Origin of the sequence: Streptomyces sp. NPDC048734 (assembly GCF_043198675.1) — a bacterium.
Taxonomy (GTDB): domain Bacteria; phylum Actinomycetota; class Actinomycetes; order Streptomycetales; family Streptomycetaceae; genus Streptomyces.
This window is the reverse complement of sequence record NZ_JBICUZ010000022.1, coordinates 58,605-85,399: the sequence shown is the minus strand read 5'-3', so window position 1 is coordinate 85,399 and position 26,795 is coordinate 58,605. Positions and strand designations below refer to the sequence as shown.

Here is a 26,795-nt window from a genome sequence, read left to right as displayed (position 1 = left end):
ATGGCCTCGGGTCGGGCGCGGGAATCCGCCTTCTACTTCGCCGCGGGCGGCCCCCCCACCACCGGCTGCGCGGGGGGCACCGGCTCCGCCCCCGCCGCCCCCGCGGGGGGCCGGCCCCCCCCCCCGGGGGGCGCGGTCGCGGTCCGGCCCGGTGGGCGGTGGCCGTACGGCTCGCCGCCCACCGGGCCGGACCGGCGTGGCCGCTGCAACGCGAGCGGGTCCGCGACGGGGTGACGGTTCGACCGGCCCGGCAGGGAAGGGTCGTCGCGCCGTCGCCGCCGGGGCCCGGGACGACGTACCCGAAGGTCGCGCTCGCGCCGGGACCCAACGAGCCGTTCCAGCCGGCGTTGTGGACCATCACCTGCGGGGCGGCGAAGGAGGGGGAGGCGGGAGCACCCCCGGCGGGTTCCGGTCCACCGAGTGGGAGCGCTCCCACCTCACCTGTGGCGCAAGGTAGCGCTGCGGAGCCGACTTGTAAACGGAATCGGCGTCACTTCACGAAACCAGGGGCCGACCAGGACGCGGGGGCCGAGGGTGCGGAGGGTGCGGACGCGTCACCGCTGTCTCTCGTGGGCGGGTGCGCCGTACCAGCGCCATCGGGTGAGGCGGGGGTGGCCCGGGAGGTCCGTGCGGCCGGTGGCCCACAGCAGGGTGGGCCACCGAGGGGTGTCCGTGGGGGCGTTCGGGAAGAGCCGGGTCAGCACCCGGTCGCACAGGGCGGCGTCGGGTGTCCAGGCGAGGCCGAGTCCCTCGGCGACGTCGTGCAGGTGCACCAGCGTCTCCACGACGCCCATCGCCGCGAAGCCCTCCGGGTCGGCCGCGCCGAAGACGTGGTGCGACCGTACCGTCGGCGGCGTGGTGCGCACGACGGCCGCGAGCAGCGCGCCGCACGCCTCCAGGACCTGCAACAGGCCCGCCGGGCCGGCGGTACGGTCGGCGAAGACGACGTTGGCCGGACCGCCCGGCCTCCTCCGGCTCCACACGAACGGCACGTGGGTGTCCGACGGCGGGTTCCGCGGGCCCAGTTGGGCGGCGTAGGAGAACAGGTCGTCGGCGAGGTGCTCGACGGTCTCCCAGCAGTCCCACTCCAGGCTGCCGGCCTTGGCGTCCCAGTCCGGCGCCTTCGCTCCCCGCAGGGTGGCCACGGCCAGCCGGACCGCGTGCTCGACGTCGGCCGCCGTGACGGGTCCACCGGTCACGGAACCGCTCGCCGTGTGCGTTTCGGGCATGGCCGGACCGTACCAACAGCCCTTGGCGGCAACGTCGGCGGCGGGCCACGGCACGGCGGAGGGCCGCTCCCCCGCCACCGGGGGAACGGCCCTCGTACGCCCGCCGGACCGCAGTCCGGTCGAGCTTTCGCTTGCGGACTACTTGCGGATCAGGCTGCGCAGCACGTACTGCATGATGCCGCCGTTGCGGTAGTAGTCGGCCTCACCGGGGGTGTCGATGCGGACGACCGCGTCGAACTCGACGCCGGTGTCGGTGGTGACCTTGACCGTGCGCGGGGTGGTGCCGTTGTTCAGCTCCTCGACGCCGGTGAAGGAGAAGGTCTCCTCGCCGGTCAGGCCGAGGGAGGCCGCGGAGGCGCCCTCCGGGAACTGGAGCGGCAGGACGCCCATGCCGATGAGGTTCGAGCGGTGGATGCGCTCGTACGACTCGGCGATGACGGCCTTGACACCGAGGAGCGCGGTGCCCTTGGCGGCCCAGTCGCGGGACGAGCCGGAGCCGTACTCCTTGCCGGCCAGGACGACCAGCGGGATGCCCTGCTCGATGTAGTTGCGCGAGGCGTCGTAGATGAACGACACCGGCGCGTCGGGCTGGGTGAAGTCGCGGGTGTAGCCGCCCTCGGTGCCCGGCGCGATCTGGTTGCGCAGGCGGATGTTGGCGAACGTGCCGCGGATCATGACCTCGTGGTTGCCCCGGCGCGAGCCGTAGGAGTTGAAGTCACGACGCTCCACACCGTGCTCGGTGAGGTACTTGCCGGCCGGGGTGTCGGCCTTGATGGCGCCGGCCGGGGAGATGTGGTCGGTGGTGACCGAGTCGCCCAGCTTGGCCAGGACGCGGGCGCCCGTGATGTCGGAGACCGGGGTGGTCTCCATCGTCATGCCCTCGAAGTACGGGGGCTTGCGGACGTAGGTCGACTCGGCGTCCCACTCGAAGGTGTTGCCGGTCGGGATCGGCAGCGCCTGCCACTGGGCGTCGCCCGCGAAGACGTCCTGGTAGGACTTGTTGAACATGTCCTCGCCGATGGCGTTGGCCACGACGTCGTTGACCTCGGCCTCGGAGGGCCAGATGTCCTTCAGGTAGACGGCGTTGCCGTCCTGGTCGACACCGAGCGCGTCCTTGGTGATGTCCACCTTCATGGAGCCCGCGAGGGCGTACGCGACGACCAGCGGCGGGGAGGCCAGGTAGTTCATCTTGACGTCGGGGTTGATCCGGCCCTCGAAGTTCCGGTTGCCGGAGAGGACCGAGGTGACCGCGAGGTCGTGGTCGTTGACCGCCTTGGAGACCTCCTCCGGCAGCGGGCCGGAGTTGCCGATGCAGGTGGTGCAGCCGTAGCCGACGAGGTTGAAGCCGACCTTGTCGAGGTAGGGGGTCAGGCCCGCCTTGTCGAAGTAGTCGGTGACGACCTTCGAGCCCGGCGCGAGGGTGGTCTTGACCCAGGGCTTGCGGGTCAGGCCCTTCTCCACGGCCTTCTTCGCGACGAGCGCGGCGGCGACCATGACGTACGGGTTGGAGGTGTTGGTGCAGGAGGTGATGGCCGCGACCGTCACCGCACCGTGGTCGATCTCGTACGTCGAGCCGTCGGGGGCGGTCACGGTGACCGGGTTGGACGGGGCGCCGTTGGGGTGGATGGCCGGGGCGTCGGAGGCCGGGAAGGACTCCTGGCCGGCCTCGTCGACCTCGTCGACGTAGTTGCGGACGTCCTGCTTGAACTGCTCGGCGGCCTCGGCGAGGACGATGCGGTCCTGCGGGCGCTTCGGGCCGGCGATCGAGGGGACGACGGTGGACAGGTCCAGCTCGAGCTTCTCGGAGAAGTCCGGCTCGGCCTTCGGGTCCAGCCAGAGGCCCTGCTCCTTGGCGTACGCCTCGACGAGCGCGACCTGCTGCGCGTCACGGCCGGTGAGCTTGAGGTACTTCAGGGTCTCGTCGTCGATCGGGAAGATCGCGGCGGTGGAGCCGAACTCCGGCGACATGTTGCCGATGGTGGCGCGGTTGGCCAGGGAGGTGGCGGCGACGCCCTCGCCGTAGAACTCGACGAACTTGCCGACGACGCCGTGCTTGCGCAGCATCTCGGTGATCGTGAGGACCAGGTCGGTGGCGGTGGTGCCGGCCGGCAGCTCGCCGGTCAGCTTGAAGCCGACGACGCGCGGGATGAGCATGGAGACCGGCTGGCCGAGCATCGCGGCCTCGGCCTCGATGCCGCCGACGCCCCAGCCGAGGACGCCGAGGCCGTTGACCATGGTGGTGTGCGAGTCGGTGCCGACCAGGGTGTCGGGGTAGGCCTGGCCGTTCCGGACCATGACCGTGCGCGCCAGGTGCTCGATGTTCACCTGGTGGACGATGCCGGTGCCCGGCGGGACGACCTTGAAGTCGTCGAAGGCGGTCTGGCCCCAGCGCAGGAACTGGTAGCGCTCCTTGTTGCGGCCGTACTCCAGCTCGACGTTCTGCGCGAAGGCCTCGTTGGTGCCGAACTTGTCGGCGATGACGGAGTGGTCGATGACCAGCTCGGCCGGGGAGAGCGGGTTGACCTTCGCCGGGTCGCCGCCGAGCTCCTTGACGGCCTCACGCATGGTGGCGAGGTCGACGACACAGGGCACGCCGGTGAAGTCCTGCATGATCACGCGGGCCGGCGTGAACTGGATCTCCTGGGAGGGCTGGGCCTGCGAGTCCCAGTCGCCGAGGGCGCGGATGTGGTCGGCGGTGATGTTCGCGCCGTCCTCCGTGCGGAGCAGGTTCTCCAGCAGCACCTTCAGGCTGTAGGGAAGGCGCGCGGAGCCCTCGACCTTGTCCAGCCGGAAGATCTCGTACGACTCGTCGCCCACCTGCAGCGTGCTGCGGGCGTCGAAGCTGTTCGCCGACACGACAGTCTCCTTCATTGATGTGCGCGTACCACCGCATCCTGCCGTCACGCGGACTTGGCCGATCCGCTTAGGACAGGCTAAGTTAGGTCACCCTTACTCGGGTGGCGGCTGCGGTGCGCCTCGGCAGATATCTCGATGTCGAGATAACTCTAGTACATGAGGGCTGGTTGGTCATGCCCAGCCCGTCGACCGCTGCCGTCCGGCCGAGTCGAGTCGCCTGACAGCGGTCCCGGTCGCTCCGGCTTCCCTGACAGCGGCCCCGGTCACTCCGGCTTCCCTGTCGGCGAACCCGGTCACTCCGGCTTCCCTGTCGGCGAACCCGGTCACTCCGGCTTCCCTGTCGGCGAACCCGGTCGCTCCGGCTTCCCTGTCGGCGAACCCGGTCGTACGAGGTGGCGCGCCGGGGGTGCCGGGCGGCCTAGCAGTGACGGCCGTCAGGACACTCGGCGAGCATTACGCCGAGGACCCAGGCGAGGACCAGCGCGCTGGACAGCGTCGCCATGATGATGAAGCGCCGGAAGGCCTTCCGCCGACGTCCGAGGTGCGCCACCACGAGCCCCGCGGCCGGCGCGACGATCGCGCCGGTCGAAGCGGCCCACCAGAAGATGGTGCCGAACTCCTCCAGCACCCGGGGAAACCCCATCGCACGGGCGATCGCCGGAGTGGACAGGACGAGGGGACTGGCCATCCACCACAACGACAACCACGTGATCGCCCGGTCCACCCCGGAGGGCATCAGCCGATCAGACACACCGCCGGAACGCGGGTCCGAATCGACACCGAGGGATGACATGCCCAAATCATAGGCAGTTCCGCGGACCAGCAGCGCCTGTCGACAGAGGCTGCGCCAGGCCTTTGACACTCGGCTCGACCCGCCGAGGCCATGCGGCAGCCGTCCGGACGGTGCGGCGGCGTGCGAGGGCGGCCACCGGGTCGCCCGCCCTCGCCCGCCGGGCGCCCGACAGTGCGTCAGCTGCCGGCGCGTCAGCCCCGCGGCGCGGCGGCCATGCACCGGCCGGGCGGGGGTAGACGGAAGCGGAGCGTTCCCGGCGCACCCGCGGAACGCTCCCGACGTCCCGACCGAGAAGGAGGCCCCGATGCCCCTCACCTTCCGCAAGAGCTTCCGCATCCTTCCGGGGGTGCGCCTGAACATCAACAAGCGCTCGTGGTCCATCACCACCGGTGGCGGCTCACACGGCCCGCGCCACACCCACAGCAGCACCGGCCGTCGTACGACATCGATGGATTTGCCCGGACCTTTCGGGTGGCGCCGTACGCGTACCGCCAAGCGGCGTTGACGGGGCGTCACCCGAGCGGACCCCCCGAGAGGCGCGATCTCATATCTGAGATAACCTCAGCCTCATGGCAGACGACTACCTCGTACGCATCGGCAGGCTCATCCGTGACGCCCGGCAACACCGTGGCTGGACACAGGCGCAACTGGCGGAGGCTCTCGGAACCAGCCAGAGCGCCGTCAACCGCATCGAGCGCGGGAACCAAAACATCAGCCTTGAGATGATCGCTCGAATCGGTGAAGCCCTGGACAGTGAGATCGTCTCACTGGGCTACGCGGGGCCGATGCACCTGCGCGTCGTGGGCGGCCGACGGCTGTCGGGCGCCATCGACGTGAAGACGAGCAAGAACGCGTGCGTGGCACTGCTGTGCGCCTCGCTGCTGAACCGGGGGCGCACGGTGCTGCGCCGGGTCGCCCGCATCGAGGAGGTCTACCGCCTCCTGGAGGTGCTGAACTCGATCGGCGTCAAGACGCGCTGGATCAACGAGGGCGTCGACCTGGAGATCGTGCCTCCGGCCGAACTGGACATGGCGGCCATCGACGCCGAGGCCGCCGTGCGCACCCGCTCGATCATCATGTTCCTCGGCCCGCTGCTGCACCGCACGGACCGCTTCATGCTGCCGTACGCCGGCGGCTGCGACCTCGGGACGCGGACCATCGAGCCGCACATGATCGCGCTGCGCCGGTTCGGGCTGGACATCGCCGCGACGGAGGGGCAGTACCACGCCGTCGTCGACCGCGCCGTCCGCCCGGACCGTCCGATCGTGCTGACCGAGCGCGGGGACACCGTCACCGAGAACGCGCTGCTGGCCGCCGCCCGGCACGACGGGGTGACCGTCATCCGCAACGCCTCCTCCAACTACATGGTCCAGGACCTCTGCTTCTTCCTGGAGGCGCTCGGCGTCGCGGTCGAGGGCATCGGCACCACCACGCTCACCGTGCACGGCGTGCCGGACATCGACGTCGACGTGGACTACTCCCCCTCCGAGGACCCGGTCGAGGCGATGAGCCTGCTGGCCGCCGCCGTCGTCACGGAGTCGGAGCTGACGGTGCGCCGGGTGCCGATCGAGTTCCTGGAGATCGAGCTGGCGGTCCTGGAGGAGATGGGCCTCGACCACGACCGCACGCCCGAGTACTTCGCGGACAACGGCCGTACCCGCCTGGTGGACCTGACCGTGCGGCCCTCCAAGCTGGAGGCGCCGATCGACAAGATCCACCCGATGCCGTTCCCGGGCCTGAACATCGACAACGTGCCGTTCTTCGCGGCCATCGCGGCCGTCGCCCAGGGCAAGACCCTCATCCACGACTGGGTCTACGACAACCGCGCGATCTACCTCACCGACCTCAACCGCCTCGGGGGCCGGCTCCAGCTCCTCGACCCGCACCGGGTCCTGGTGGAGGGCCCCACCCGCTGGCGCGCCGCCGAAATGATGTGCCCGCCGGCCCTGCGGCCGGCCGTGGTGGTCCTGCTGGCGATGATGGCCGCCGAGGGCACGTCGGTCCTGCGCAACGTCTACGTCATCAACCGGGGTTACGAGGACCTGGCGGAGCGGCTGAACTCGATCGGGGCGCAGATCGAGATCTTCCGGGACATCTGAGGATCCTCGGAAAAGCGCCGCCACACTCCCGCCGGCCCACATGGACGTGCGGCAGGAGAGGAGGTGGCGGCGCCTCCGGGGCTTCGGCCGGGACCGAAGAGTCCGGATCGCAGCTCACCCGGCACGACGCGTCGTCGAGAACAGTCGAGAACACACGGAACCACTGAAACCGATCAGGCGGCCGGGGGAAGCGCGGCGCTTCGTTCAGGAGCGGACGAGGGGCGTGTCGACCAGGTGTTCGGCCAGGAACCAGGACTGGAGCTCGCCGGTCCTGATCACCTGTGAGACGAGCAGGTCGTTGGTGCCGTCGTCACCCAGCTCGGCGGTGCGTGCGGCGGCGTCGTGGGCCTCGACGAGGATGGCTTCGTGCGCCTCCAGCAGCCGGGACAGCATCGCCGGCACCTCCTCCACGCCGTCCGGGGGCCGCGGGACGGACGTGATCTCCGCGACGTGCCGGGGATCGCCCACGGCGACACCCCCGAGGGACTGAACACGTTCGGCGATGGTGTCGACCAGTTCCAGCTGCTCGCCCGCGTGCTTGTCCAGCACCAGGTGCAGTTGGTAGAAGGTCGCGCCGCGCATCAGCCAGTGGTGCTTCTTGTAGAGACCGTAGAGGATCTGCGTGTCCGCCAGAGCCTTGTTCAGGCGCTGGCACGAATACATCCGGGCCTCGTATGACAGGCCCAGCGGGAACTGCTTGACGGTCCCGAAGTCCTGGATCACCTTGCCCTTCTGATGCAGCCACGGCTGGCTGCCGCTCACGTGCTGGGAGCTGGTGGTCATGATCCGCCTCCTGCGGTGCCGTGCTGTGCGTACCCGAGCGACGCTAGACGGCGCCACGGCATCGCCTTGCCCAGCAGCGCATGCGCCGATGCCCGTCAGCGCACGGTGCACAGCACCCCCGCGGACGTTCGCTCCAGTGCGAAGGCCCTCGCACCGGTGGGCTCCTGCCGTTCTCCAGCCGTCCCGGTCCCGGCAGCCGGCCGCAGCCGGCAAACGGGCTGGACGAGGAACTGCGCTCCGGACCGTCCACGGCCACGCCACAACCGCGAAGACAGCGGTCGTCGCACGCCCGCGCACCGACTCCGACCTCACCGTGCGCGGCGGCACGGGCAGTGCGCTGCCGGACAACTGCCCATGCGCTGAAAGGAAATCCGACCGGGACGGTCCGGCATAGCGTGACCGGCGAAGCAGCCGCGGCACGGCTCCCCGTGCAGCTCGCCGACGTCCCGTCCGGACACGAGCGCGCGGTCCTGCCGGAAATCCCACGCCGCACGTCCTTCAGGAGGTTGTCGCAAGGTGTCCACGATGCCGGTCGGCCGCTGGTCGCTCGACCACCTCCTCGGGCTGCTCCCCTGGCCGCTGTGGGCCTCCCTCGCGGCCGTCGTCATCGGCCCGGGCAGCGGCCTGATCACCCGCTCGCTGCTGCGGCGTGCGCCGGCCGCGGGTGACACGACGGACGACAAGGACACGGCATGCGCAAGCTGCTGACCGACGCCACTCACACACTCGTCCCGCCGAAGGACGACCGGCACGGGCCCTTGCCGCCGTTGATGCTGGTGCTGACGGTGGTGACCGGTCTCATCGATGCCGTGAGCTACCTGGCGCTCGGTCGGGTCTTCGTCGCCAACATGACGGGCAACGTGGTCTTCCTGGGCTTCGCCCTGGCGGGCACGCCGGGTCTGTCCGTACCCGCGTCCACCGTCTCGTTGGTGTCCTTCCTCGTCGGAGCGCTGGCGGGAGGGCGGTTCGGCACCCGGTTCGCGGCACACCGCGGTCGGCTCCTGACCGCGGCGACGGCCGTCCAGGCCGTACTCGTCGCCGGGGCCGTCGTCGCGGTCGCGGTCGCGCACGGCGAGGTGACCAGCCCGGTCCGGTACACCCTCATCGTGCTCCTGGGCATCGCCATGGGCCTGCAGAACGCGGTCGCGCGACGCCTCGGGGTCCCGGACCTGACCACGACCGTCCTGACGCTCACCCTGACAGGGCTGGCCGCGGACTCCTCGCCGGCCGGCGGGGCCGCCCCCCCCCCGCCCCGGCCGGCGCGTCCTCTCCGTCCTCGCCATGTTCCTCGGAGCTCTCACGGGTGCCCTGCTCCTGGGACACGGCGAGCTTGTCCTCGTACTGGGTTCGGCACTGCTGCTGCTCGTCGTGACGTCGGTGGCCACCCACCGCTTGTCGGCCTCTGCCCCGGCCTGGACCAGGCCACCGTCATGAGGCTCACGGACAACTCGTCCTGGGCCGCGGCGGTGCCCGGTTCCCCCCGGCTGGAGCACCGGCCCGGACCACAGTCGGCTCACGACCACGGACCGCGGTCACGGGTGCCGCGCCACTCACGGGGGGTCATCCCATAGGTGGCCCGGAACACCCGGCTGAAATGGGAGGCACTGGTGAAACCCCATCGGTGTGCGACCGCGGCGATCGTGGTGTTCCCCTGGAGCACCAGGTCGCGTCGGCACTCCTGCAGACGGCGCCGCTGCATCCACCGGCCGACCGTGGCGTCCTCGCTCTCGAACAGCTTGTGCAGATAGCGCAGGGATATGTGATGGGCCCGGGCTATCGCCTGCGGGGTCAGATCGGGGTCCGCCAGGTGACGGTCGATGAATGCCTGGATCCGTAGCAGCAGCGCCCGGCTCCCGCCCGGTGTGTCCGCGGCCGGCCGTCCGAGGACCTCGTCGGCCAGCACGCCGAGCAGGTCCACGACGTTGCGTGCCAACAGCTCGTTGATGCGGGGCCGGTAGTTTCCGGCGCCGTCCACGAGCTCGGTCAGAAAGAGCGAGAGCAGACCGCCGAAGGACGTTTCGGGGCCGAGCGGGCGGGCCGTGACGTGCGCCATGTCGGCCTCCCCCAGGCCCAGAACGTCTCTCGGCAGGACGAGGGACTTGGTGCGGAAGGACTGGGGAAGCTGCAGCCGGAGGGGACGCGCCATGTCGTAGACGAAGATCTCCCCGGCGCCGAGGAGTGATTCACGACCGTCCTGTTCCAGGCGGGCCACCCCCTTGTCCAGCAATTTGACGACGACGTACTCGCTCTGGTCGTCCTGGCTGACGAGTCGGCGCGTGCGCAGGGCGGACAGGCCGTCGCCGTCCACCGTGACGGCCTGGAGCCGACCGAGCGGTGTCGCACGGATCGTTCCGGAGCACACCTCGTCCGGGACGGTCATGTTCACGGCACCGAAAGTTCGGGACAGGGCTTCGCGCCAGTACGCCCGTCTGTGTCGGACGGGCAATGCATCAGTGGTGTGGAAGCTGCCGGGGACGCTTCCCTCCTGGACGTACGGCGCCATGATCTCCGCCCCTCGACTGGTGTGTGTCTACTGCGACACCGTGCCAGCCGGCCCTCGGGCGGCACATCGCGTGAACCCGCTAGATCAGCGACGTGGAAGGGGGAAAGCGACGTAGGAGTGGGGGGCCGCTCCTCACCTGACGGCTCCGCTGGTGGTGCCGGTGGTGACGAAGCACTGAGAGACGACGAGCAGGAGGGCGGCGGGCAGGGACGCCATGACCGTGGTGGCCATGACGGCGTTCCACTGGACCGTGTGGGCACCGATGTACTGGTAGATGCCCAAGGTGACCGGCTGAACGGTCGGCGTCGTGGTCAGTGTGAGGGCGAAGAGGAAGTCGCTCCAGGTGAAGAGGAAGGTGAAGACGGCGCTGGTGACCAATGCGTTCGTGCTCATCGGAAGGACCACGGAACGGAAGACACGCAGCTTGCCGGCGCCGTCCACACGGGCGGCCTCGACGATCTCCCGGGGAATGTTCCGCATGAACGAATGCAGGATGATGATCGCGAAGGGGATCCCGGCGGTGGAGTCGGCGAGGATCAGCCCGAGGTGGGAGTTCAGGAGCCCCAGGTCGGTGTAGGCGTTGTGGAGCGCGTTGGCCAGGACGACGCTCGGCACCGTCTGTGTGACGAGGACCCCGAAGAGGACGACGTTGGTCCCGCGGAAGGAGAACAGGGCCAGCGCGTGGGCCGCCGGCGCCGCGAGCCCGAGGCTGAACACCACGCTGCCGAGAGCTACGACGAGGCTGGTGACGAGGTTGTGTCCCTGATCGCGCAGCGCGAGGACGTACCCGCTGAAGTCCGGGGGAAGCGGGAACCAGCCTCCCCGCAGGGTGTTGCCCGCGGGCTGGAGGGAGGCGTTCACCATCCAGTGGACGGGGAACAGCATCAGGACGAGTAGGGCGGTCCCGACGACGGTGGACAGCCTGCCGCGGTCGCGCGCGCGCTTCACCGGCTCACCTCTCAGACCGTCCGGGCGCGGCGGTCGGCGCGCAGATGGACGAGGGCGAACGCGAACGAGACGACCATGAGGACGTTGCTCAGCACGGCCCCGCGTCCGAACTCGAACTGCTGGAAGGACTCCTGGTAGGCCCGCACGGCGATGGTCTGCGTGGCGCCCGCCGGTCCTCCGCCCGTCACCACGAGGATGATGTCCAGCACCTTGACCGTGTAGATCACGTCCAGCACCAGCACGACGCTCACCACGGGCCGCAGCAGCGGCCAGGTGATGTGACGGAAAGACGTCACGGGGCCTGCGCCGTCCAGCTTCGCCGCCTCGTGCAGGTGCGTGGGAACGTCCTGCAGACCGCCGTAGAGGATCGCGGTGTTGAAGGGGACTCCGATCCAGGTGTTGACGAGGATGACCGACACCAGCGCATGTGAGGTGCCGGTCAGCCAGGGGATGCCGGACGACGACAGGTGGAGGCCGCGCAGCACCTCGTTGACGACACCCGTGTCGGGGTCGAGCATCCACCTCCACGTGGTTCCGGAGACGACCAGCGGCAGCAGCCACGGCAGCAGCAGGAGGGACCGCAGGACGCCGCCGAGCGGGAAACGCTGCTGGAAGAACAGCGCGAAGGCCAGACCGAGCACGAACTGCCCGGCCGTCGAACCGACGGTGAACAGGACCGTGATCACCAGGGCATCGGAGAACGCGTCGGACGTGAGGACAGTCGAGTAGTTCCGCAGCCCCACGAACGGAGCGGCACCCGTGTAGAACGTCGTGGCCGTGTACTGCTGGAAGCTCATCGCGACGTTCTTGGCGATCGGGTAACCGAAGAACAGCAGCAGGTACACCGCGGCGGGCGCGACGAAGGCCCACTGCGCCAGCCGCTCCCCGCGGTGTGCCCAGGACGTGCTGCGGGCGCTCGCCCCGCCGTCCCCTACCCTCCGGTCGGTACCCTTCCGGAGGGTGGGGGACGGCTCAGTCGCCGGTCGCGAACCGCTGCGCATCCCTGAGGGCTTCCTTCGGTGTCTGCTCTCCCGCCAGCGCCGACTGGATGGCGGTGTATATCGCGGTCGCCGCCTTGGGCCACCTGACGCCGAGTTCGCCGGTGCGGACGCGGGTCGTCTCCACGCTCTTGGCGAAGACGGTCATCGACGGGTTCTGCTCGGCGTACCGGGCGGCCACCGCGGCACGGGAGGGCACGGTGAAGTGCTGCTCGGCCAGGGTGAGCATGTTCGAGGATTCGTTCAGGCAGGCGAGGACCCGGGCGGCCTTCTCCTGCCGGGCCTCGGAAGAAGTCCGCGGGACCGTCCACACTTCGCCGCCGAGTGGCGTGACCGGGGTCTGTCCCGCCCGGGGGACGGGCACGGGGGCCACTCCCCAGCGCAGGTCCTCGTCCTCGTTCAGGGCCGGGATCCGCCAAGGGCCGTTAATCATCATGGCCGTCCTTCCGGCGGCGAACTGATCGTGGACGTCGGCCTGCGTCCAGTTCAGCACCGACTTCGACATGGATCCGCTCTTCACGAGGTCGACCCACAGCTGGAGCGCCTGGGCGGCCTGCGGGGTGTCCAACTGCTTCTCGTGTCCCGCGTTGGACCACAGGAAGGGCAGGAACTGCCAACTGCTCTCGAAAGTGGCGCTCGCGTCGACCGCCATGCCGTAACGCCCCGGACCGGTCAGCTCGGCCGCCGCGTCCTTCAGTTCGTCCCAGGTCCTGGGCACGGCGACGCCGGCCTCGGCGAGCATGTCCTTGTTGTAGAAGAGGGCGACCGTGCTCACGTAGGGGGCCAGCCCGTACACCTTTCCGCGGTACGTGCCCGCCGACAGGATGCCCTCGGCGAAGCCGGCGGTGTCGATGCCGTACCGGTCCAGCGGAGTCAGCGCACCGGTCCGGGCGATCTGCTGCAGGTCGGCGTTGTCCACCATCAGCAGGTCGGGAAGGGTCCGCGACGACGCCTGCCGCAGGACCCTGGGGACGAGCGACGCCGGCGGAACGCTGGTGTGCTCGATCCTGACACCGGCTTTCTCGCCGCACGCGGTGAGCATCTCGCCCCACTGGGTGTGCTCGGATTCGTCGGTGTAGTAGTCGAGCACGGTGATGGAGTCGGCCTTGCCGGTGTCCGATCCGGCTCCGGTTCCACCGGCGCACCCGGTGACGGCCAGTACCAGCGCCATGGTCCCGGTCAGGAGGGCGGCCGTGCGCCGCGTCGGCCGGGCTGGTGAGGTCATGCTGGCGCCTTACCGGGTGACTGTCTGTGGCGGAGGTCGATGTGGCGGATCGGCGGACTCCGGGAGGCCGTACGGGGGCCTGAACGGCGTCTTGCGGTCGAACGCATTTTAAGCACCAGGGGCCGGCCCCCGTCACGGGGCGTTCGGAAGACCGCTCACCTGCCCCAAAGCCCTGTCGCGTGCGGTCGTCGTCCCTGCTCGGCCGCTTCGCGGATCATCGCGGCCACGGCGTCGGGCTGCGACAGCACAACGGCGTGGGAACCCTCCAGCACGTGCTCGGTGGCCGCCATGCGTTGTGCCATGAAACGCTGAGCGGCGGGGTTGAGTATCCGGTCGGCGGTCGCGATGGCGTACCAGGACGGTTTCGAGGCCCACGCCGGCGTGCCCGACCTGCCGGTCAGGGCGGCGCAGGCGATCGGTCGCTGCGCCACCGACAGCGCCTCTCCGACACGGGGTGGCAGGTCGGCGGCGTACACCTGCGGGAATCGTTCCTCACGGATGTACAGCTCCCTGTCCGGGCCGCCGGAGATCCGAGGGGGGAGGGCGACGGTGAAGGTCGCGTCGGTCACCGGGGTGGGGGCGAAGCGTCTCATGATGTCCAGAACGCACTCGCCGGCGTCGGGACCGAACGCCGCGACGTAGCACAGCGCCACGACGTTGTCGGCGGCGGCGGCCTGGGTGATGACTGAGCCACCGTAGTCGTGACCGACCAGCACGACGGGGACGTCGATGTCACGTACCGTGCTCCCGATGTGGGCGGCGTCGTGCGCCAGACCCCGCAGTGGGTTCGCCGGGGCGCGCACGGTCAGTCCGGCGGCCTGGAGGGAAGTGACGACCCCCGCCCACGACGAGGCGTCCGTGAACGCGCCGTGCACCAGCACGACGGCCGGCGGTACGGGGCTGGGTCCGTGCATGCCGGTGACCTCCGACTGGGTTGGGGAAGGTCCCAGACAAGCGTGTCCAAGCCTGGCAGGGCATCGCGTGAACGTACCAACGGATGCCCTCAGTCGTCGGGCAGGGCCGAGACCAGGTTGGCGAGCTGAACCCGGGAGTTGACCGACAGCTTGCGGAAGACGGACGTCAGGTGGGTGTTGACCGTGTGGGGAGAGACCACGAGCAGGTCTGCGGCCGACCGGTTGGTGTGTCCCCGGGCGACAAGACGCGCGATCTTCTTCTCCGACAACGTGAGCGCCTCCCACCCCTGTACGGGGCGCTGAACGGCCGCTGTCCCGCGCCCCCCGGCCCCCGCCCCTTCCAGGGCGTGCCGCACGCGTGCCGCTGCGGCGTGGGCACCCGACTCGGCGAACGCGTCACGGGCGTGCGTCAGCGCGGTCACTGCCTGACGTGTGTCGCCTGCCGTCAGGAGTGCCTGTCCCAGATCCGCGTACGCGGCGGCCCGGACCAGCGGACGAGGACTCGCGCCGAGCAGTTCCACGGCGTGCTCGAGCGTGGCCACGTCGTTCTTCACGAGCCCGAGGACCTGCGCCGCGATGCCCGTGGCGGTCGGCACGGCGGGGTTGCGCCCGGCGTGGACTCGGGCCTGTGCGGCCAGGTCCTCGGCGAGTTCGCGCTCCGCGCCGCGCAGTGCCATGCGTATCGCGGAATCGACCCAGTCACGCAGAAGCCGCCAGCGCATGAAGGGACCTTCCCGCTGCACCTGCCGGATCTTGTCGACGGCGCGGCCGACGTCCCCGTCGGCCGCGGCGTGGACCGCTTCCAGGAAGCACACCGCGGCTGTGTTGCCCGGGTTCGGTTTGGCCGCCAGTCGTTCCCGCGCCGCCACCAGGTGTTCCCGCGCCCCTTCCCGGTCACCTCGCAGCAGGGCGATCCGGGAACGGATCACACGGCCGTTCACCTGCTGGACGGACACCCGCACCTCGTCCTCCAGGCGTTCCATGGTCGCGAGGCCGGCGTCGACGTCGTCGAGCCGGCCGAGTCCCAGGTCGTACTGCCCCTGGGCCCACAGCAGCATGGTCTGACGCGTCGCCCCGGCGTCCGTCGCCTGCCGGATCAGCCGCTCGCCGGACGCGAAGTCGTCGACGTGCAGGTGCGCGACGATCTCTTCGGGGAGGAAGGCGGGATCGATGGCGCTCAGAGCGGCGAAACGTTCCAGCGCGACCGCGTTCTCCCCCGCGTTCTGCGCGATCTCTCCGAGCCCGGAGAGGGCCAGGATGTGTGCCTCCCGGTCACCGACGGCGGTGGCGGCACGCAGCGCGGTCTCGCCGGCCTCACGCGCCGCGACCAGGTCGGGCTCCCGGGACATGGCCAGAGTGCGCAGGCCGGCCAGCCTGGCCCCGATCTCCGGGGCGGCGCCCCCGGTGGTGAGGGCGGCTTCGACCCGGCGGCGCAGTTCGCCGGTGAGGTCCATGTTCCAGAGCGTCCCGCCCAGGGTGGCCTGCAGCCGGCCGAACGCCTCCAACGGTGGCCGGTCGGCCAGTAGCCGGTCGCCCGTCGACAGGGCCTCTCTGTTCCTGCCGGCCCGTGTCAGGCAGAAGATCGCCTGCTCACCCACGGTGAACCGCAGCGGATGCGCTGACGGCACAAGCTCCAGTGCGCGCGTCACCAGGTCGGCCGCGAGGCCGGGTGTGACCGGCAGTACGGCGTCGGCCGCCTGCTGCAGCAGCACCACGGCTTCCTCGTCCCCGGGCAGGGCTCCCCTGAGGACGTGCGGCACCGCGTCGATCGGCTGGTGGCCCGCGGCGACGAGATTGCGGGCGGCCTCCCGGTGCAGAGCCTTCCGGGCCGACGGCGGGATGTCGACGTAGACCGCCTGGCGCAGCAGATCGTGCCGGAAGACCAGATGATCGCCGTCGTCGTCCAGGAGTCCGGCGCGCACGGCTTCCTCGAGTGCCGAGATCAGGGTGGCGGCCGGCCGGGCGCACAGCGCGGCGGCGTCGTGGAAGCCGAACCGGCGTCCCAGTACCGCCCCCATCTGAAGGAAACGCAGCGTGCCGGGCTGCAGGGACCTGAGTCTGCCGCGCACGCCCACCATGAGCCCCGGGGGCACGGAATCGTTCGAGGCCTCGGCGGTCCGCAGCCCCCTGAGCATCTCGACGGCCAGGAACGGGTTGCCGCCCGCCCCGTCGAGCAAGTCCCGTACGCGTTCGTCGACGGCGGCCCCGAGTGTGTCACCGGCCAGTTGGGCGATGGCCTCACCGGACAGGGGCCCCAGGGAGACGGTGACCGTCGGCAGGTTGCCGGTTGCGGCCGCGACGATCTCCTCCGCCGGGCCCGCGGGTTCCCGTCGACCGGTCAGCACCCACAGGACGGGCGACGTACGCAGGCGTGCCGGAAGCTGCTGCAGGGCGAACCGGCTCAGCGAATCGGCCCACTGCACGTCGTCCAGCCCGATCAGCACCGGCACGCTGCCGGCTCTGGTTTCGATCGCCTCCGCCAGGCGCTCCACCAGCCAGATCCGCTGATCGTGGTTGCGGGCCAGATCAGCGAAGGCGTCGCCGGACAGCAGGGGCTGATCGCCCTGCAGGACACAGGCCGCCAACGACGAGAGCGGCACGACGTGATGCAGCTCGTCCGCCTTGCCGACGCCGACGGAGAATCCCGCCGCCACGGCCTTGGAGACCACTTCGGCGAGCAGCGTGGTCTTGCCGATGCCCGGTTCGCCCTGGACGAGGGCCAATCCACCGCTCCCGGTGCCGGCCACGGAGGCGGTCAGCGCCTCAAGCTCTCCGAGCTCGATCTCCCGGCCGCGCAGACCGCTGTGGGACAGCGGACCGCCTGCTCCTGCCATTTACGACCCATTCCTCCTGCACGCGTCCGTCGAACCCCGCCTCCGTCCGGGCCGGCAGACGACCGCGCTCTTCTCCCGACCGCGGGCTCCCGTCCCCCGGCCTCCGGTTCCCCGGCCTCGCGTCACCGCGGTTCCGGGCGAGGCAACCGTCATGGGCACAGCGGGCATGGCGCGAGACCGGATCCAGCGGCGGCATGTGTCACCGCACTTCAGGAACCGGGCCGTGTCGATCACGGGAGTCATCGACGCCCTCCAGCCGGTTGTGTCCGGGGACGGACGGCCACCGCGCAAGCAGCCGGCCCGGCACCGTGTCCAGCTCCGGCGGACGGGATGACGCAGGTCGTCGGCCCGACGGCTGTGCAGTGACTGCGGGGAGGCGATGTACTGGCGGACATCCGTCCCGCAGCGCACTCTAACTGGTCCCCGCGTGCACCTGGACTGTGGTCGCGCGGGCCAGGACGTCGGCGCGGGGGCTTCGGACGTCCGACGCCGTGCTGTTCGGCCGGGTCCGGCAGGCAGGCACTGCCCGACGGTCCACGCCGCCCCGGCACTGGTGCGTGCCCGTTCACGCAGTGCCCGTTCACGCAGTGCCCGTTCACGCAGTGCCCGTTCACCGTCCGCGCGGCTCCGGATTGGGCTGGAGAACAGGCCGGATTGGGCGGGGGAACAGATCTGCGCCCGGTGCGTGCGGGTTCGCGCATGCGTCTGATTGACTCCGCCCCCACCCCCACCCCCCGTACTCGCACCCTTTCCTGGGTGCCGGATCGACGTGAGCGGAGCCACCCACATGTCCTTCGGACCGCAGCCCCGGCACGGGCCGCCGCACCATGACGAGCCCGCAGCGGGCGCGCGACCTCGCGCGGAGCACGGGCGACACGACGCCGAGGAGGCGGCGCGACTGGCCGTCGGGCTGCGGCTCGGCGTGCGGATCGCCGTCGTCTGGCTGCTCTACGTGCTGCCCGCCGCCCTCGTACCGGCCGTGTACGGCACGCGGATCGCCGGACCGGTGAGCCTCGGCGTGATCCTGGCCGCGGTGCCCTTCGCCGTCGGTGTGCACGCGCTGGTGGTGTACGGGCGACGGGTCGACCGGCTCGAGCCGCGGGCGGGCGCCCGGAGGTGGTCGTGACCGCGCTGCTCGACCCCTCGTCCCGGTCCCTCGTCTTCGCCGTGTTCTCGGTGTTCGTCGTGATCTGCCTGATGCTGTGCATCGTCACCGGCGCCGACGAGGACGACCGGGCTCTCGTACGGTCCGACAACCGCCGCCGGCTGCGCTCCTGGCAGCAGGGCATCGCGATGGGCGGCGACACCACCACGGTCGCGACGGTCACCGTACTGGTGGGCATGGTCGCCACGTCCGGCTTCGACGGCCTCGGCGTCATGCTGGGCAGCCTGATCGGCGTCATGCTGCTCCTCGTGCTGGTCGTCGAGCCGCTGCGCGGGCACGCCTCGCTGACGGCCGCGGACATGCTGGACGCGCGCGGCAGCGGCGGGCCCGCCGTACGCGTCTCGTGGGGCGTGGTGACCCTGCTCGTCTGCTTCCCGCTGCTGGTCGTGCAGTTGGTGGTGGTCGGCAACGTCGCCGCGGCGCTGATCGGGCAGCCCGGTACGCGGGCCGGCTGCATCCTGGTGATCGGCTGCGCGATGACGGCGCTGGCCGTCAGTGGCGGGATCCGGGGCACGGGCGTGGTGATGATCGCGAAGTCGGCGATCGCCCTGCCCGTGCTGGTGGTCGCCGCCGTGCTCGTGCTCCACCGCTTCGGCGGGGACCCCGGGCGGCTGCTCGACGCCGCCGCGCACGGCTCGCGGACGGGTGAGGCGTACCTGCGTCCGGGCGGTTACACCGGCGAGGGGTGGGTGGGGGCCGTCAACCGGATCGGGCAGACCTTCGGCATGTCGATGGCCACGCTGGCGATGCCCGCCGTGCTGATGCGGGCGATCTCGACGAAGAGCCCGCGCGGCGCCCGGACCGTCGGCCGCTGGATGCTCGGCGAACTCACCCTGCTGTACGGCACGCTCACCGTCGTCGGCGTCGGCGCGGCGGCCCTCGTCGGCGAGGCGCTGCGCGAGGCCGGTCCGTCGGCACAGGTGTTCACGCCTCTGATGCTCGGGCGGGCGCTCGACAGCGGCGGCATCCTGGTCGCGGCCCTGGCCTGCGTCCTCTTCCTCACCGCGCTCGCGGCCGTGGTGGACGTGACCCTCGCCGCCGGCATCTCCCTGGGGCGGGACGTGCTGGGTGCGTCCGGCAAGCCCGCCGGGAGCCGCCCGGCGGGCACGGCGGACGGTGCCGCGTCGCGGTGGTCGGCGGCGCTGACGGGGGCGGTCGCCGCGGTCGTGGCGGTCGTCGTCGCCGACTGGAACCTGGTGGTCGTCTCGACGCTCTGGCTCGCCGTCTGCGGCGCCGCCCTCGCGCCCGTCCTGCTGTACGCCCTGTACTGGCCCGGGTTCACCGCCCGCGGTGCGCTGTGGTGCCTGTGGGGGGCCACGGTGCTGAGCGTCGCGGCGCTCGCGCTGTCGCCGTACACGTCCGGCACACCCGGGTCGATCTTCCCGGAGCACGACTTCAGGATCTGGGACGTGACGATCCCGGGCCTGGTGACGGTGCCGGCCGGATTCCTGCTGGGCTGGCTGGGCAGCGTCACGGACCGGCGCCGGGCGGCGGGCGACGTGCCGGGGTCGGAGCGCCTCAGGGAACTGGACACCGTCTGAACCGTCCGCGCGCCGTCCACCGACGATCTCCGGTGGGCGGCACGGTCGCCGGTACGCCAGAGCCCTGCCGTCCCTTTCGGGCGGCAGGGCTCTGGTGCGGGGGGGCGCGGGGCAGGGGCGCGGAGCGGGACCGAGCGGAGCGGGGCCGGGGCGGGCTCCGGCCTGCTCGTTACGGCGTCTGCTTCATGCCGTCGACGACCGCCCGCTCGATGACGGCGCTGGTGAAGGTGACCGTGCCGGGCTTGATCAGGGCGTCCTCACCGGTGCGCTTCTCCACCTGGACCGTGCGCTCGCCGAGGAAGACGTAGGTCTTCGGGTCGAAGATCCACTCCTCCCGCTGCCCGCTGGTCTCGTCGAGCCGGGCCACCGCCACGCCGTGCCGGCCCACCGCGTCCACGGCGTCCTGGACGACGACGACGCCGGGGATCTTCGCCGCGGTGCGGAACAGGGCGGAGTACAGCTCCGCGGGCGGGTAGCTCTCGCCGAGGAGGTCGCCGATGGTGGTGAAGGCCTCCTGGTCGGGGGAGTTCCCGTGGCCCTCGGTCTCCTCGTAGATCTTGGCGAGGAGGGCGTCGGGGTCGGTGGTCAGCTTGGACAGGTAGTCGTACGACGGGCTGTTGAGGTACGCCTTCGGGGTGTTGCCCTGTTCGTCGGGGAGGCTGAGGGTCTCGCCCTCGGGGCTGTCGTTGACGGCCGGGTCGATCAGCCAGCCCTCGGTGCCGTCCGGGGACTCCCAGATCTGGCGGCGGTGCAGTTCGTGGCTCGCCAGGGAGGTCCTGTCGCCGACGGTCTTGAGGAAGGTGTCGGCGACCTGGGACTCGATGTAGACGAACTGGCCGGGCTTGACCTCCGGGTGGGAGGCCTCGGCGGCCGCCAGGGAGATCCGGTCGAGCAGCTGCGGTACGCCCTTGGCGCTCGCGGTGCCGACCGGCGTCGTCAGGGCCGGTCCGGTCGCGACACCGTGGTCCGCGGGACCACCGGAGGTCACCACTGCGGCGACGACCGCCGCGGCCACCAGCGCCGCCGTCGCGGGCAGGGTGATCGCCGGGCGCGGCAGCCGCTGCCACCATGCCCGGCCCGCGGCCGGGGCGGGGGGCGCGGCCGGGGCCGCCGTGCGCTGTTCGTCGTGGATCCGGGCCATCAGACGCTCCTTGTGGAACTGGTGACGGCCCGACGGCAGGTCACGCGCCGTCCGGGAGAAGAGGGTGCCGTCCTCTTCCCGCTCGGCCGGACGCTGCCGGGGCGTGTTCGCGTTCATCGGTTTCCTCCCTGCGCGGGCCGGACCGCGGGTGCGCGGTCATCTCTTGTCTGTCGGCCGGAGCGGCCGCCTTCCCGTTTTCCGGGGGGAGATTTCGGCACGGCACCCGCCACGGGTCCCGCCGGGGCGTCCGCGGTGAGGGAACGCAGCTTCCCCCGCGCCCTGGACAGGCGGGAGGCGACGGTGCCGGCCGGGATGCCGAGGGCCTCCGCGGCAGCCTCGTAGTCCAGGCCCTCCCCCAGGCACAGCGCCACGACCTCGCGTTCCGCACGGCGCAGGCCCGCCAGCGCGGTCAGCGCCCGCGCGAGGCGCCGCCGGTCGTCGACCCGGTCGGCCACCTCCTCGGCGTGGTCGGGCACCGACAGCTCGGCCGCCGCGGCCGCGTTCGCCGCCGCCCGGTACCGGCGGTTGCTGCGGTACTGGTTGCGGGCGGTGTTGGTGGCGATGCCCAGCAGCCAGGGCCGTAGCGAGCCGCCCTCGGGATCGACCCGGTCGCGCAGCCGCCACGCCTCCATGAAGGTCGCGGCCATGACGTCCTCGGCCGTCGACCAGTCGGCGGTCAGCCGGAAGGCGTGGTTGTAGACCGCCTTCGCCCAGCTGTCGAACAGCTCCGCGAAGGCGGTGGGATCCCCGGCCCGTACCCGGGTACGCATATCAGTGCTCACCTCCATGAGCTGTCCGGCACCCCCCGCCCCCTTCCCGTGACCCGCGTCACAACGGCCGTGTTCCCGGGCGGCGTTCGTGGAGCACGACGGCCAGCGGCGTCGCCGTGAACATGGAGGAGTACGTTCCCACGGCGAGACCGACGAGCAGGGCCAGGGCGAAGTCGGTGAGGGAGTCGCCGCCGAAGACCGCCAGCGCGGTGAGGACGAGCGCGGCGCCCGTCCCGGTGTTGACCGTGCGGGGCAGGGTCTGCTGGAGCGCCCGGTCGGCGATGCGGCGGAAGGAGGCCGCGTGCCCCTTGTCCGCGTGCCCCTCGTCCGCGCGTCGGGTCAGTTCCCTGACGCGGTCGAAGACGACGACGGAGTCGTTGACGGAGTAGCCGATGACGGTGAGGAGCGCGGCCAGGAAGACGCCGTCGACGGGTTTGCCGAGCCACGCGAAGACGCCGACGAGGATCACGACGTCGTGGGCGAGGGCGGCGACGGCGGCCGTGCCGAGCAGGAGGCGGAACCGGGCCGCGAGGTAGACGAGTTGGGCGCCGAGGGCGACGGCGAGCGCGATGATCGCGCCGCGGCGCAGTTCCTCGCCGAGGCTGGGGCCGATGGCCTCGTCGCGGAGTTCGTCCGCACGGCCGGTCAGTTCGCCGACGGCCGCGCCGACGGCGTCCGCCTGCGCGTTGCTCAACTGGCCCGTGCGGACGGTGAGCCGGTTCTCGCCGGAGGTCTGCACGACGGCCTGCGGGAAGCCCGCGTCGGCCAGGGCGGCGCGGGCCCGGTCCGGGTCGACCGGGGTGGCGGTGGCGTACTCGATCTGGCGGCCACCGGTGAACTCGATGCCGAGGTCGAGGCCGCGCAGGGCGATTCCGGTCCCGGCGAGGACCAGTGCGGCGGCGGAGACGGCCAGCCACCGGCGGGGACGGCGCATCAGGTGCGGGTCCTTGCGGGCGAGCCGGTCGCGGACGACGCCGGTGTGCGCGATGCCCGTCAGGTGGGGCCGGCGGCGCGGCCCCGGGCGGGCCACGGCGAGGTCGGCGAGCGCGCGGGTGATGACCAGCGCGCTGACCATCGAGGCGAGGACGCCGATGCCGAGGGTGACGCCGAAGCCGCGGACGGGACCCGAGGCCAGCGCGAACAGCAGCCCGGCGGCGATGAGGGTGGTGATGTTGGAGTCGGCGATCGCGCTGAAGGCGTTGCGGAAGCCGGCGGCCAGGGCCGAGCGCGGGGTGGGCCGGTGGCGTGCCGCGTACTCCTCCCGGGCCCGCTCGAAGACGAGCACGTTGGCGTCCACCGCCATACCGATGGCCAGGACGAACCCGGCCAGTCCGGGCAGGGTGAGGGTGGCGCCGAGGGCGGCCAGGGCGGCGTAGGAGATCAGGCCGTAGCAGAGCAGGGCCACGGCGGCCAGGACGCCCAGCAGACGGTAGACGACGATGACGAACAGGACGGTCAGCGCGCTGCCGACGGCGGCGGCCCAGGCGCTGGCGGTGATGGCCTGCGCGCCGAGGGTGGGGCCGACGGTGCGCTGTTCGACGGTGTCGACCGGTACGGGCAGGGCGCCGCCGTTGACGAGCAGGGCGAGCTCCCGGGCGTCACCGTCGTCGAAGGCTCCGTTGATCATCGTGGAGCCGCCGTCGATGCCGACGCCGCAGCCCACCGAGGGGTCGACCTGCGGTGAGGAGATGATCCTGTCGTCGAGGACGATCGCCACCCGGCGGGCCGGGTCCCCCGCCGGCCGGCAGGCGGCCTCGCCGGTCAGGCGGGCCCAGCGGTCGCGGCCCGCGTCCTCGAAGTCGACGGTGACGTGCCAGCCCGCGCCGCCCTGCTGGTCGAACCGGGCGGCGGCCTCCTCGACGTGGCTGCCGGTCAGCGCGGCCGCGCCGAGGCGCAGCGGCTGACCGGACTCGTCGGGCAGGACGCGCGCACGGGTGGGGTCGGGGCGCGGGTCGGAACCCCGGTCGGAACCCCGGTCGGGGGCGGCGTCGGGAGTGGCTTCGGGGGCGGTCCCGGGGGCGGCGTCGGGCGCGGCCTTGGACTCGACCTCGGGCGTGGCCTCGGACCCGGCCTCGGGAGTGGCGTCGCGTCCGGTTCCAGGGGCGGCATCGGGAGTGGCGTCGCGTCCGGCGTCGGGCGCGGTCTTGGACCCGGCCTCGGGCGCGGTATCGGGTCCGGCCTCCGCCGCCGTGCCCAGCACCCGGTGGAAGGTGAGCTGGGCGGTGCGGCCCAGTACCTGCGCCGCCTCCGCCGGATCCTGGACGCCGGGGAGTTCGACGACAATGCGGTCGTCGCCGGAGCGGACGATGGTGGGTTCGGCGACACCGAGCGCGTCGACGCGGCCGCGCAGCACCTCCACGGTGCGGTCGACGGTGTCGCCAGCGTCGTCGGTGTCGGTGTCGGTGTCGGTGTCGGTGTCGGTGTCGGTGTCGGTGTCGTCGGTGTCGGTGGGTCGGGTCTCCAGCACGATCTGGGTGCCGCCGCGCAGATCGAGCCCGAGGTGGACGGGCACGGTCACGGCGACGTACAGGGACAGGGCGACGACGGCGAGGGCGAGCAGCCCTCGGATGCGCTGGGCGCGGGACAAGCGGGCCTCCGGCAGGCGTGCCGCGGCCCGGGGGGGGCCGCGGTGAAGAAAGAAGAGGGGATGTCAGGTGCCTGGAGGAGGGGGCGGGGCGCGCAGCGGGTGACCGTCCGCCGGTCGCGGGCGGACGGGCGCAGGTACGGCCGTCGGCGGGGCCGGGGTTCCCGGCGAAGCGGTGTCGGCCGGGTCCCGCGGCGTGGGACCGGCCGGGTGCGGCGGGGCGAGGAGGTCGCCGTGGACGCGGGCCGCTGCCGTGCGGACGGCGGGCGGCGCGTCGTCGGCGACGGGGGCGCCGCCCGCCTCGACGCCCCCGGAGACGCTGTGCGGGGCATGGGGATGGGGGCCGTGGTGGGCGGCCGGGACGAGGAGGGCGGCGAGGACGACGAGGAGGGCGGCGAGCAGGGCGGCCGCCGTTGCCGCCGGGCGGGGCCCGCCACGGGGGACGGGACGCGCGGAGCACGTCATGTGCCGTCCCCCCTCTCCTCGTTTCCTTACGGCCGGTTCAGGTTGCCTCCGTGCGGGCGGCCGCTCTCCTCATTGACGTGCGGGCGGCCCGCTTCGTGCCCGTGCGGGCCGGTTCAAGGCTCGATGAGGCCCGCCCGGATGGCGTACCGGGTGAGTTCCAGCCGGTCGCGCATGCCCAGTTTGTGGAGCAGGTTCGCCCGGTGGCGGTGGACGGTCTTGATGCTGATGAACAGCGTCTCCGCGATCTCCTTGGAGGTGTTGCCCTCCGCCACGAGCTTGAGGACCTCCTCCTCACGCGCGGTCAGCACCCGTTGCGGGGGTTCCTCGCCGTGGCGGACGCGGTCGAGGTAGTTGCGTACGAGGGCGGTGACCGCGCCGGGGTAGAGGAAGGGCTCGTCGCGCACGGCGGCCCGGCAGGCGGCGACCAGGTCGCGGTCGGCCACGGACTTGAGCACGTATCCGCCGGCCCCGGCCTTCAGCGCCTGGAAGAAGTACTGCTCGTTGTCGTGCATGGTCAGCATCAGGATGCGCAGGCCCGGCTTCAGCGCGGCGAGTTCACGGGCCGCCTGGAGGCCGGTCATCCGGGGCATGGCGATGTCCAGCACGGCCAGGTCGAGGTCGTGGGCCCGCGCCAGGGCGATGGCCTCGGCGCCGTCCCCGGCCTCGGCGACGACCTCGAGGTCGGGTTCCCGGTCGAGGATGAGGCGTACTCCGCGACGTACCAGGGCGTGGTCGTCGGCGAGGAGGATACGGATCGGGGACGGGTCGGTCGGGATGGTCATGACACCTTCTTCCGGACGGGCACGGTCAGCCGGACCCGGGTGCCGGCCGGCTGGGAGACGATGTCCAGGGTGGCCCCCACGAGCAGCGCCCGCTCCCGCATCCCCCGGATGCCGGCGCCCTCGTGCGCGATGCCGGTTCCGCGGCCGTCGTCGGCGACGGTCAGCAGCAGCGAGCCGTCCGCGTGGGACAGGCTCACCTCGACCCGGCCGGCCCCGGCGTGGCGGGCCGCGTTGGTCAGGCTCTCCTGGGCGACCCGGTACAGCACCAGCTCCGTCTGCGGGTCGAGGGCCGGCAGGTCCGCGTCGAACCGGCGCAGGACGTGCAGTCCGGCGTGGGCGGCGAACTCGGTGGTGAGCGAGGTCAGGGCGCTGACCAGGCCGAGGTCGTCCAGCACCCCCGGGCGCAGCCGGCGTACCAGGCGGCGTACCTCGTCCAGGCTTCCCCGGGTGATCTCCTGGGCCTGCTGGAGTTCGCCGCGCAGGGGCTCGTCCGCCTCGTCGGCCGCCCGCTTCAGCGAGAGCAGGATCGCGGTCATCGTCTGCCCCACCTCGTCGTGCAGCTCCTGGGCGATACGGCGCCGTTCGGCCTCCTGCGCGAGCAGCACACGGCCGCTGCTCGCCGCCCTCTCGCTCTCCAGCCGGTCGAGCATGGCGTTGAAGGTGCGGATGAGGTCGGCGACCTCGCGCATGCCGTGCGCGGGCAGCCGCTGGCCGGGGCGCAGCAGGTCGACCGTGGTCATCAGGCGGGTGAGCCGGTCGAGGGGGGACAGCGCGAGCCGCAGCAGGGCGGCGTTGGCGACCAGCATGACCAGCATGCCGCCGACCAGGATCACGGCCTCGGTCAGCAGGACCGGCACGGAGACGGTGACCGGAGCCCACAGCAGCAGCGCGGTGGCCATGCCCAGCACCACCGCGTTCAGCCCGAAGATCCGCCAGAACAGGGACATCGGGATCGTGCCTTTCGCAGGGTTCGCAGGAATCGCAGGGTTCGCAGGGACACACTTCGTGCGGTCGGTCTCGTCGAGGACGGGGACGGGGACGGGGGACGGGAGACGGGGACGAGGCAGGGGTCAGGGCCGGAGCCGGGGCCGGGTCGACGCGCCCGCGCGCGTGAGACGCGGGGAGCGGACCGACCGGCCCCCGACCAGCGTGCGCGCTGTCCGCC

Annotated in this window: 21 protein-coding genes and 2 pseudogenes; 6 read left to right on the top strand and 17 right to left on the bottom strand. The window is 71.8% G+C overall.

From position 1 onward, the window contains the following. Positions 1–241: 241 nt before the first annotated feature. The 4 genes and pseudogenes from ACGFQC_RS33950 to ACGFQC_RS33935 form a co-directional block, all read right to left on the bottom strand. Positions 242–364, bottom strand: a pseudogene (locus tag ACGFQC_RS33950) (chitin-binding protein); the annotation flags it as partial. Between the two features lie 190 nt (positions 365–554). After that, the gene (locus tag ACGFQC_RS33945; RefSeq protein WP_363090401.1) at positions 555–1,229 is read right to left on the bottom strand and encodes a hypothetical protein; all 675 of its coding nucleotides are present in this window, start codon (positions 1,227–1,229) and stop codon (positions 555–557) included. Positions 1,230–1,367: 138 nt separating this feature from the next. Further along, positions 1,368–4,085, bottom strand: a complete 2,718-nt coding sequence (gene acnA / locus ACGFQC_RS33940; RefSeq protein WP_363090400.1) for an aconitate hydratase AcnA — start codon at positions 4,083–4,085, stop codon at positions 1,368–1,370. 418 nt (positions 4,086–4,503) lie between these two features. Beyond that, the gene (locus ACGFQC_RS33935; RefSeq protein ID WP_363090399.1) at positions 4,504–4,821 is read right to left on the bottom strand and encodes a hypothetical protein; all 318 of its coding nucleotides are present in this window, start codon (positions 4,819–4,821) and stop codon (positions 4,504–4,506) included. 361 nt (positions 4,822–5,182) lie between these two features. Between ACGFQC_RS33935 and ACGFQC_RS33930 the strand changes: the two genes are divergently transcribed. Beyond that, positions 5,183–5,383, top strand: a complete 201-nt coding sequence (locus tag ACGFQC_RS33930; protein ID WP_363090398.1) for a DUF4236 domain-containing protein — start codon at positions 5,183–5,185, stop codon at positions 5,381–5,383. 64 nt (positions 5,384–5,447) lie between these two features. Further along, positions 5,448–6,977, top strand: a complete 1,530-nt coding sequence (locus tag ACGFQC_RS33925) for a UDP-N-acetylglucosamine 1-carboxyvinyltransferase (protein WP_363090397.1) — start codon at positions 5,448–5,450, stop codon at positions 6,975–6,977. A gap of 204 nt (positions 6,978–7,181) precedes the next feature. Here ACGFQC_RS33925 and ACGFQC_RS33920 read toward each other — a convergent pair whose 3' ends face one another. Next, entirely contained in the window at positions 7,182–7,760 is a 579-nt protein-coding gene (locus ACGFQC_RS33920; protein ID WP_363090396.1) for a DNA starvation/stationary phase protection protein, read from the bottom strand. Positions 7,761–8,276: 516 nt separating this feature from the next. Here ACGFQC_RS33920 and ACGFQC_RS33915 point away from each other — a divergent pair. Beyond that, positions 8,277–8,468, top strand: coding sequence for a hypothetical protein (locus ACGFQC_RS33915; protein WP_363090395.1), 192 nt, complete (start codon positions 8,277–8,279; stop codon positions 8,466–8,468). Then, positions 8,453–9,194: pseudogene (locus ACGFQC_RS33910) on the top strand (YoaK family protein). Before ACGFQC_RS33915 ends, ACGFQC_RS33910 begins: the two are co-directional and overlap by 16 nt. A gap of 79 nt (positions 9,195–9,273) precedes the next feature. Here ACGFQC_RS33910 and ACGFQC_RS33905 read toward each other — a convergent pair. The 6 genes from ACGFQC_RS33905 to ACGFQC_RS33880 all read right to left on the bottom strand — a co-directional run bounded on the left by ACGFQC_RS33905 (position 9,274) and on the right by ACGFQC_RS33880 (position 17,182). Next, a complete protein-coding gene (locus tag ACGFQC_RS33905; RefSeq protein WP_363090394.1) occupies positions 9,274–10,263 on the bottom strand; it encodes a helix-turn-helix domain-containing protein in 990 nt (329 codons plus the stop codon). Positions 10,264–10,395: 132 nt separating this feature from the next. Continuing rightward, complete coding sequence (locus ACGFQC_RS33900) at positions 10,396–11,211, bottom strand: carbohydrate ABC transporter permease (protein WP_363090393.1); 816 nt, start codon at positions 11,209–11,211, stop codon at positions 10,396–10,398. Positions 11,212–11,222: 11 nt separating this feature from the next. Then, complete coding sequence (locus ACGFQC_RS33895) at positions 11,223–12,212, bottom strand: sugar ABC transporter permease (protein WP_363090392.1); 990 nt, start codon at positions 12,210–12,212, stop codon at positions 11,223–11,225. After that, entirely contained in the window at positions 12,184–13,434 is a 1,251-nt protein-coding gene (locus tag ACGFQC_RS33890; RefSeq protein WP_363090391.1) for a sugar ABC transporter substrate-binding protein, read from the bottom strand. Before ACGFQC_RS33890 ends, ACGFQC_RS33895 begins: the two co-directional genes overlap by 29 nt. A 155-nt stretch (positions 13,435–13,589) precedes the next feature. Beyond that, positions 13,590–14,348: an alpha/beta hydrolase gene (locus tag ACGFQC_RS33885; RefSeq protein ID WP_363090390.1), complete on the bottom strand. Its 759-nt coding sequence runs from the start codon at positions 14,346–14,348 to the stop codon at positions 13,590–13,592. An 89-nt stretch (positions 14,349–14,437) separates the two neighbouring features. Beyond that, entirely contained in the window at positions 14,438–17,182 is a 2,745-nt protein-coding gene (locus tag ACGFQC_RS33880) for an AAA family ATPase (RefSeq protein ID WP_363090389.1), read from the bottom strand. Positions 17,183–17,969: 787 nt separating this feature from the next. On the opposite strand from ACGFQC_RS33880, the gene ACGFQC_RS33875 reads away from it, so the two are divergent. Next, positions 17,970–18,308, top strand: coding sequence for a hypothetical protein (locus ACGFQC_RS33875; protein WP_363090388.1), 339 nt, complete (start codon positions 17,970–17,972; stop codon positions 18,306–18,308). Beyond that, the gene (locus tag ACGFQC_RS33870) at positions 18,305–19,888 is read left to right on the top strand and encodes a transporter (RefSeq protein WP_363090387.1); all 1,584 of its coding nucleotides are present in this window, start codon (positions 18,305–18,307) and stop codon (positions 19,886–19,888) included. Before ACGFQC_RS33875 ends, ACGFQC_RS33870 begins: the two co-directional genes overlap by 4 nt. Before the next feature lie 169 nt (positions 19,889–20,057). On the opposite strand, the gene ACGFQC_RS33865 is transcribed toward ACGFQC_RS33870, so the two are convergent. The 6 genes from ACGFQC_RS33865 to ACGFQC_RS33840 form a co-directional block, all read right to left on the bottom strand. After that, positions 20,058–21,146: a CU044_5270 family protein gene (locus ACGFQC_RS33865; protein ID WP_363090386.1), complete on the bottom strand. Its 1,089-nt coding sequence runs from the start codon at positions 21,144–21,146 to the stop codon at positions 20,058–20,060. Beyond that, positions 21,143–21,799 carry a sigma-70 family RNA polymerase sigma factor gene (locus ACGFQC_RS33860; RefSeq protein WP_363090385.1) on the bottom strand — a complete coding sequence of 219 codons (657 nt, stop codon included), beginning with the start codon at positions 21,797–21,799 and terminating at the stop codon, positions 21,143–21,145. Before ACGFQC_RS33860 ends, ACGFQC_RS33865 begins: the two co-directional genes overlap by 4 nt. 58 nt (positions 21,800–21,857) lie before the next feature. Further along, positions 21,858–24,386, bottom strand: coding sequence for a protein translocase subunit SecD (secD, locus tag ACGFQC_RS33855; protein ID WP_363090384.1), 2,529 nt, complete (start codon positions 24,384–24,386; stop codon positions 21,858–21,860). A gap of 63 nt (positions 24,387–24,449) precedes the next feature. Then, the gene (locus ACGFQC_RS33850) at positions 24,450–24,848 is read right to left on the bottom strand and encodes a hypothetical protein (RefSeq protein WP_363090383.1); all 399 of its coding nucleotides are present in this window, start codon (positions 24,846–24,848) and stop codon (positions 24,450–24,452) included. Between the two features lie 113 nt (positions 24,849–24,961). Continuing rightward, positions 24,962–25,630 (bottom strand): response regulator transcription factor, encoded by a 669-nt coding sequence (locus ACGFQC_RS33845; RefSeq protein ID WP_363090382.1) that lies wholly within the window; start codon positions 25,628–25,630, stop codon positions 24,962–24,964. Next, entirely contained in the window at positions 25,627–26,577 is a 951-nt protein-coding gene (locus tag ACGFQC_RS33840) for a sensor histidine kinase (protein WP_363090381.1), read from the bottom strand. The genes ACGFQC_RS33845 and ACGFQC_RS33840 overlap by 4 nt, the downstream gene beginning before the upstream one ends. Positions 26,578–26,795 lie beyond the last annotated feature (218 nt).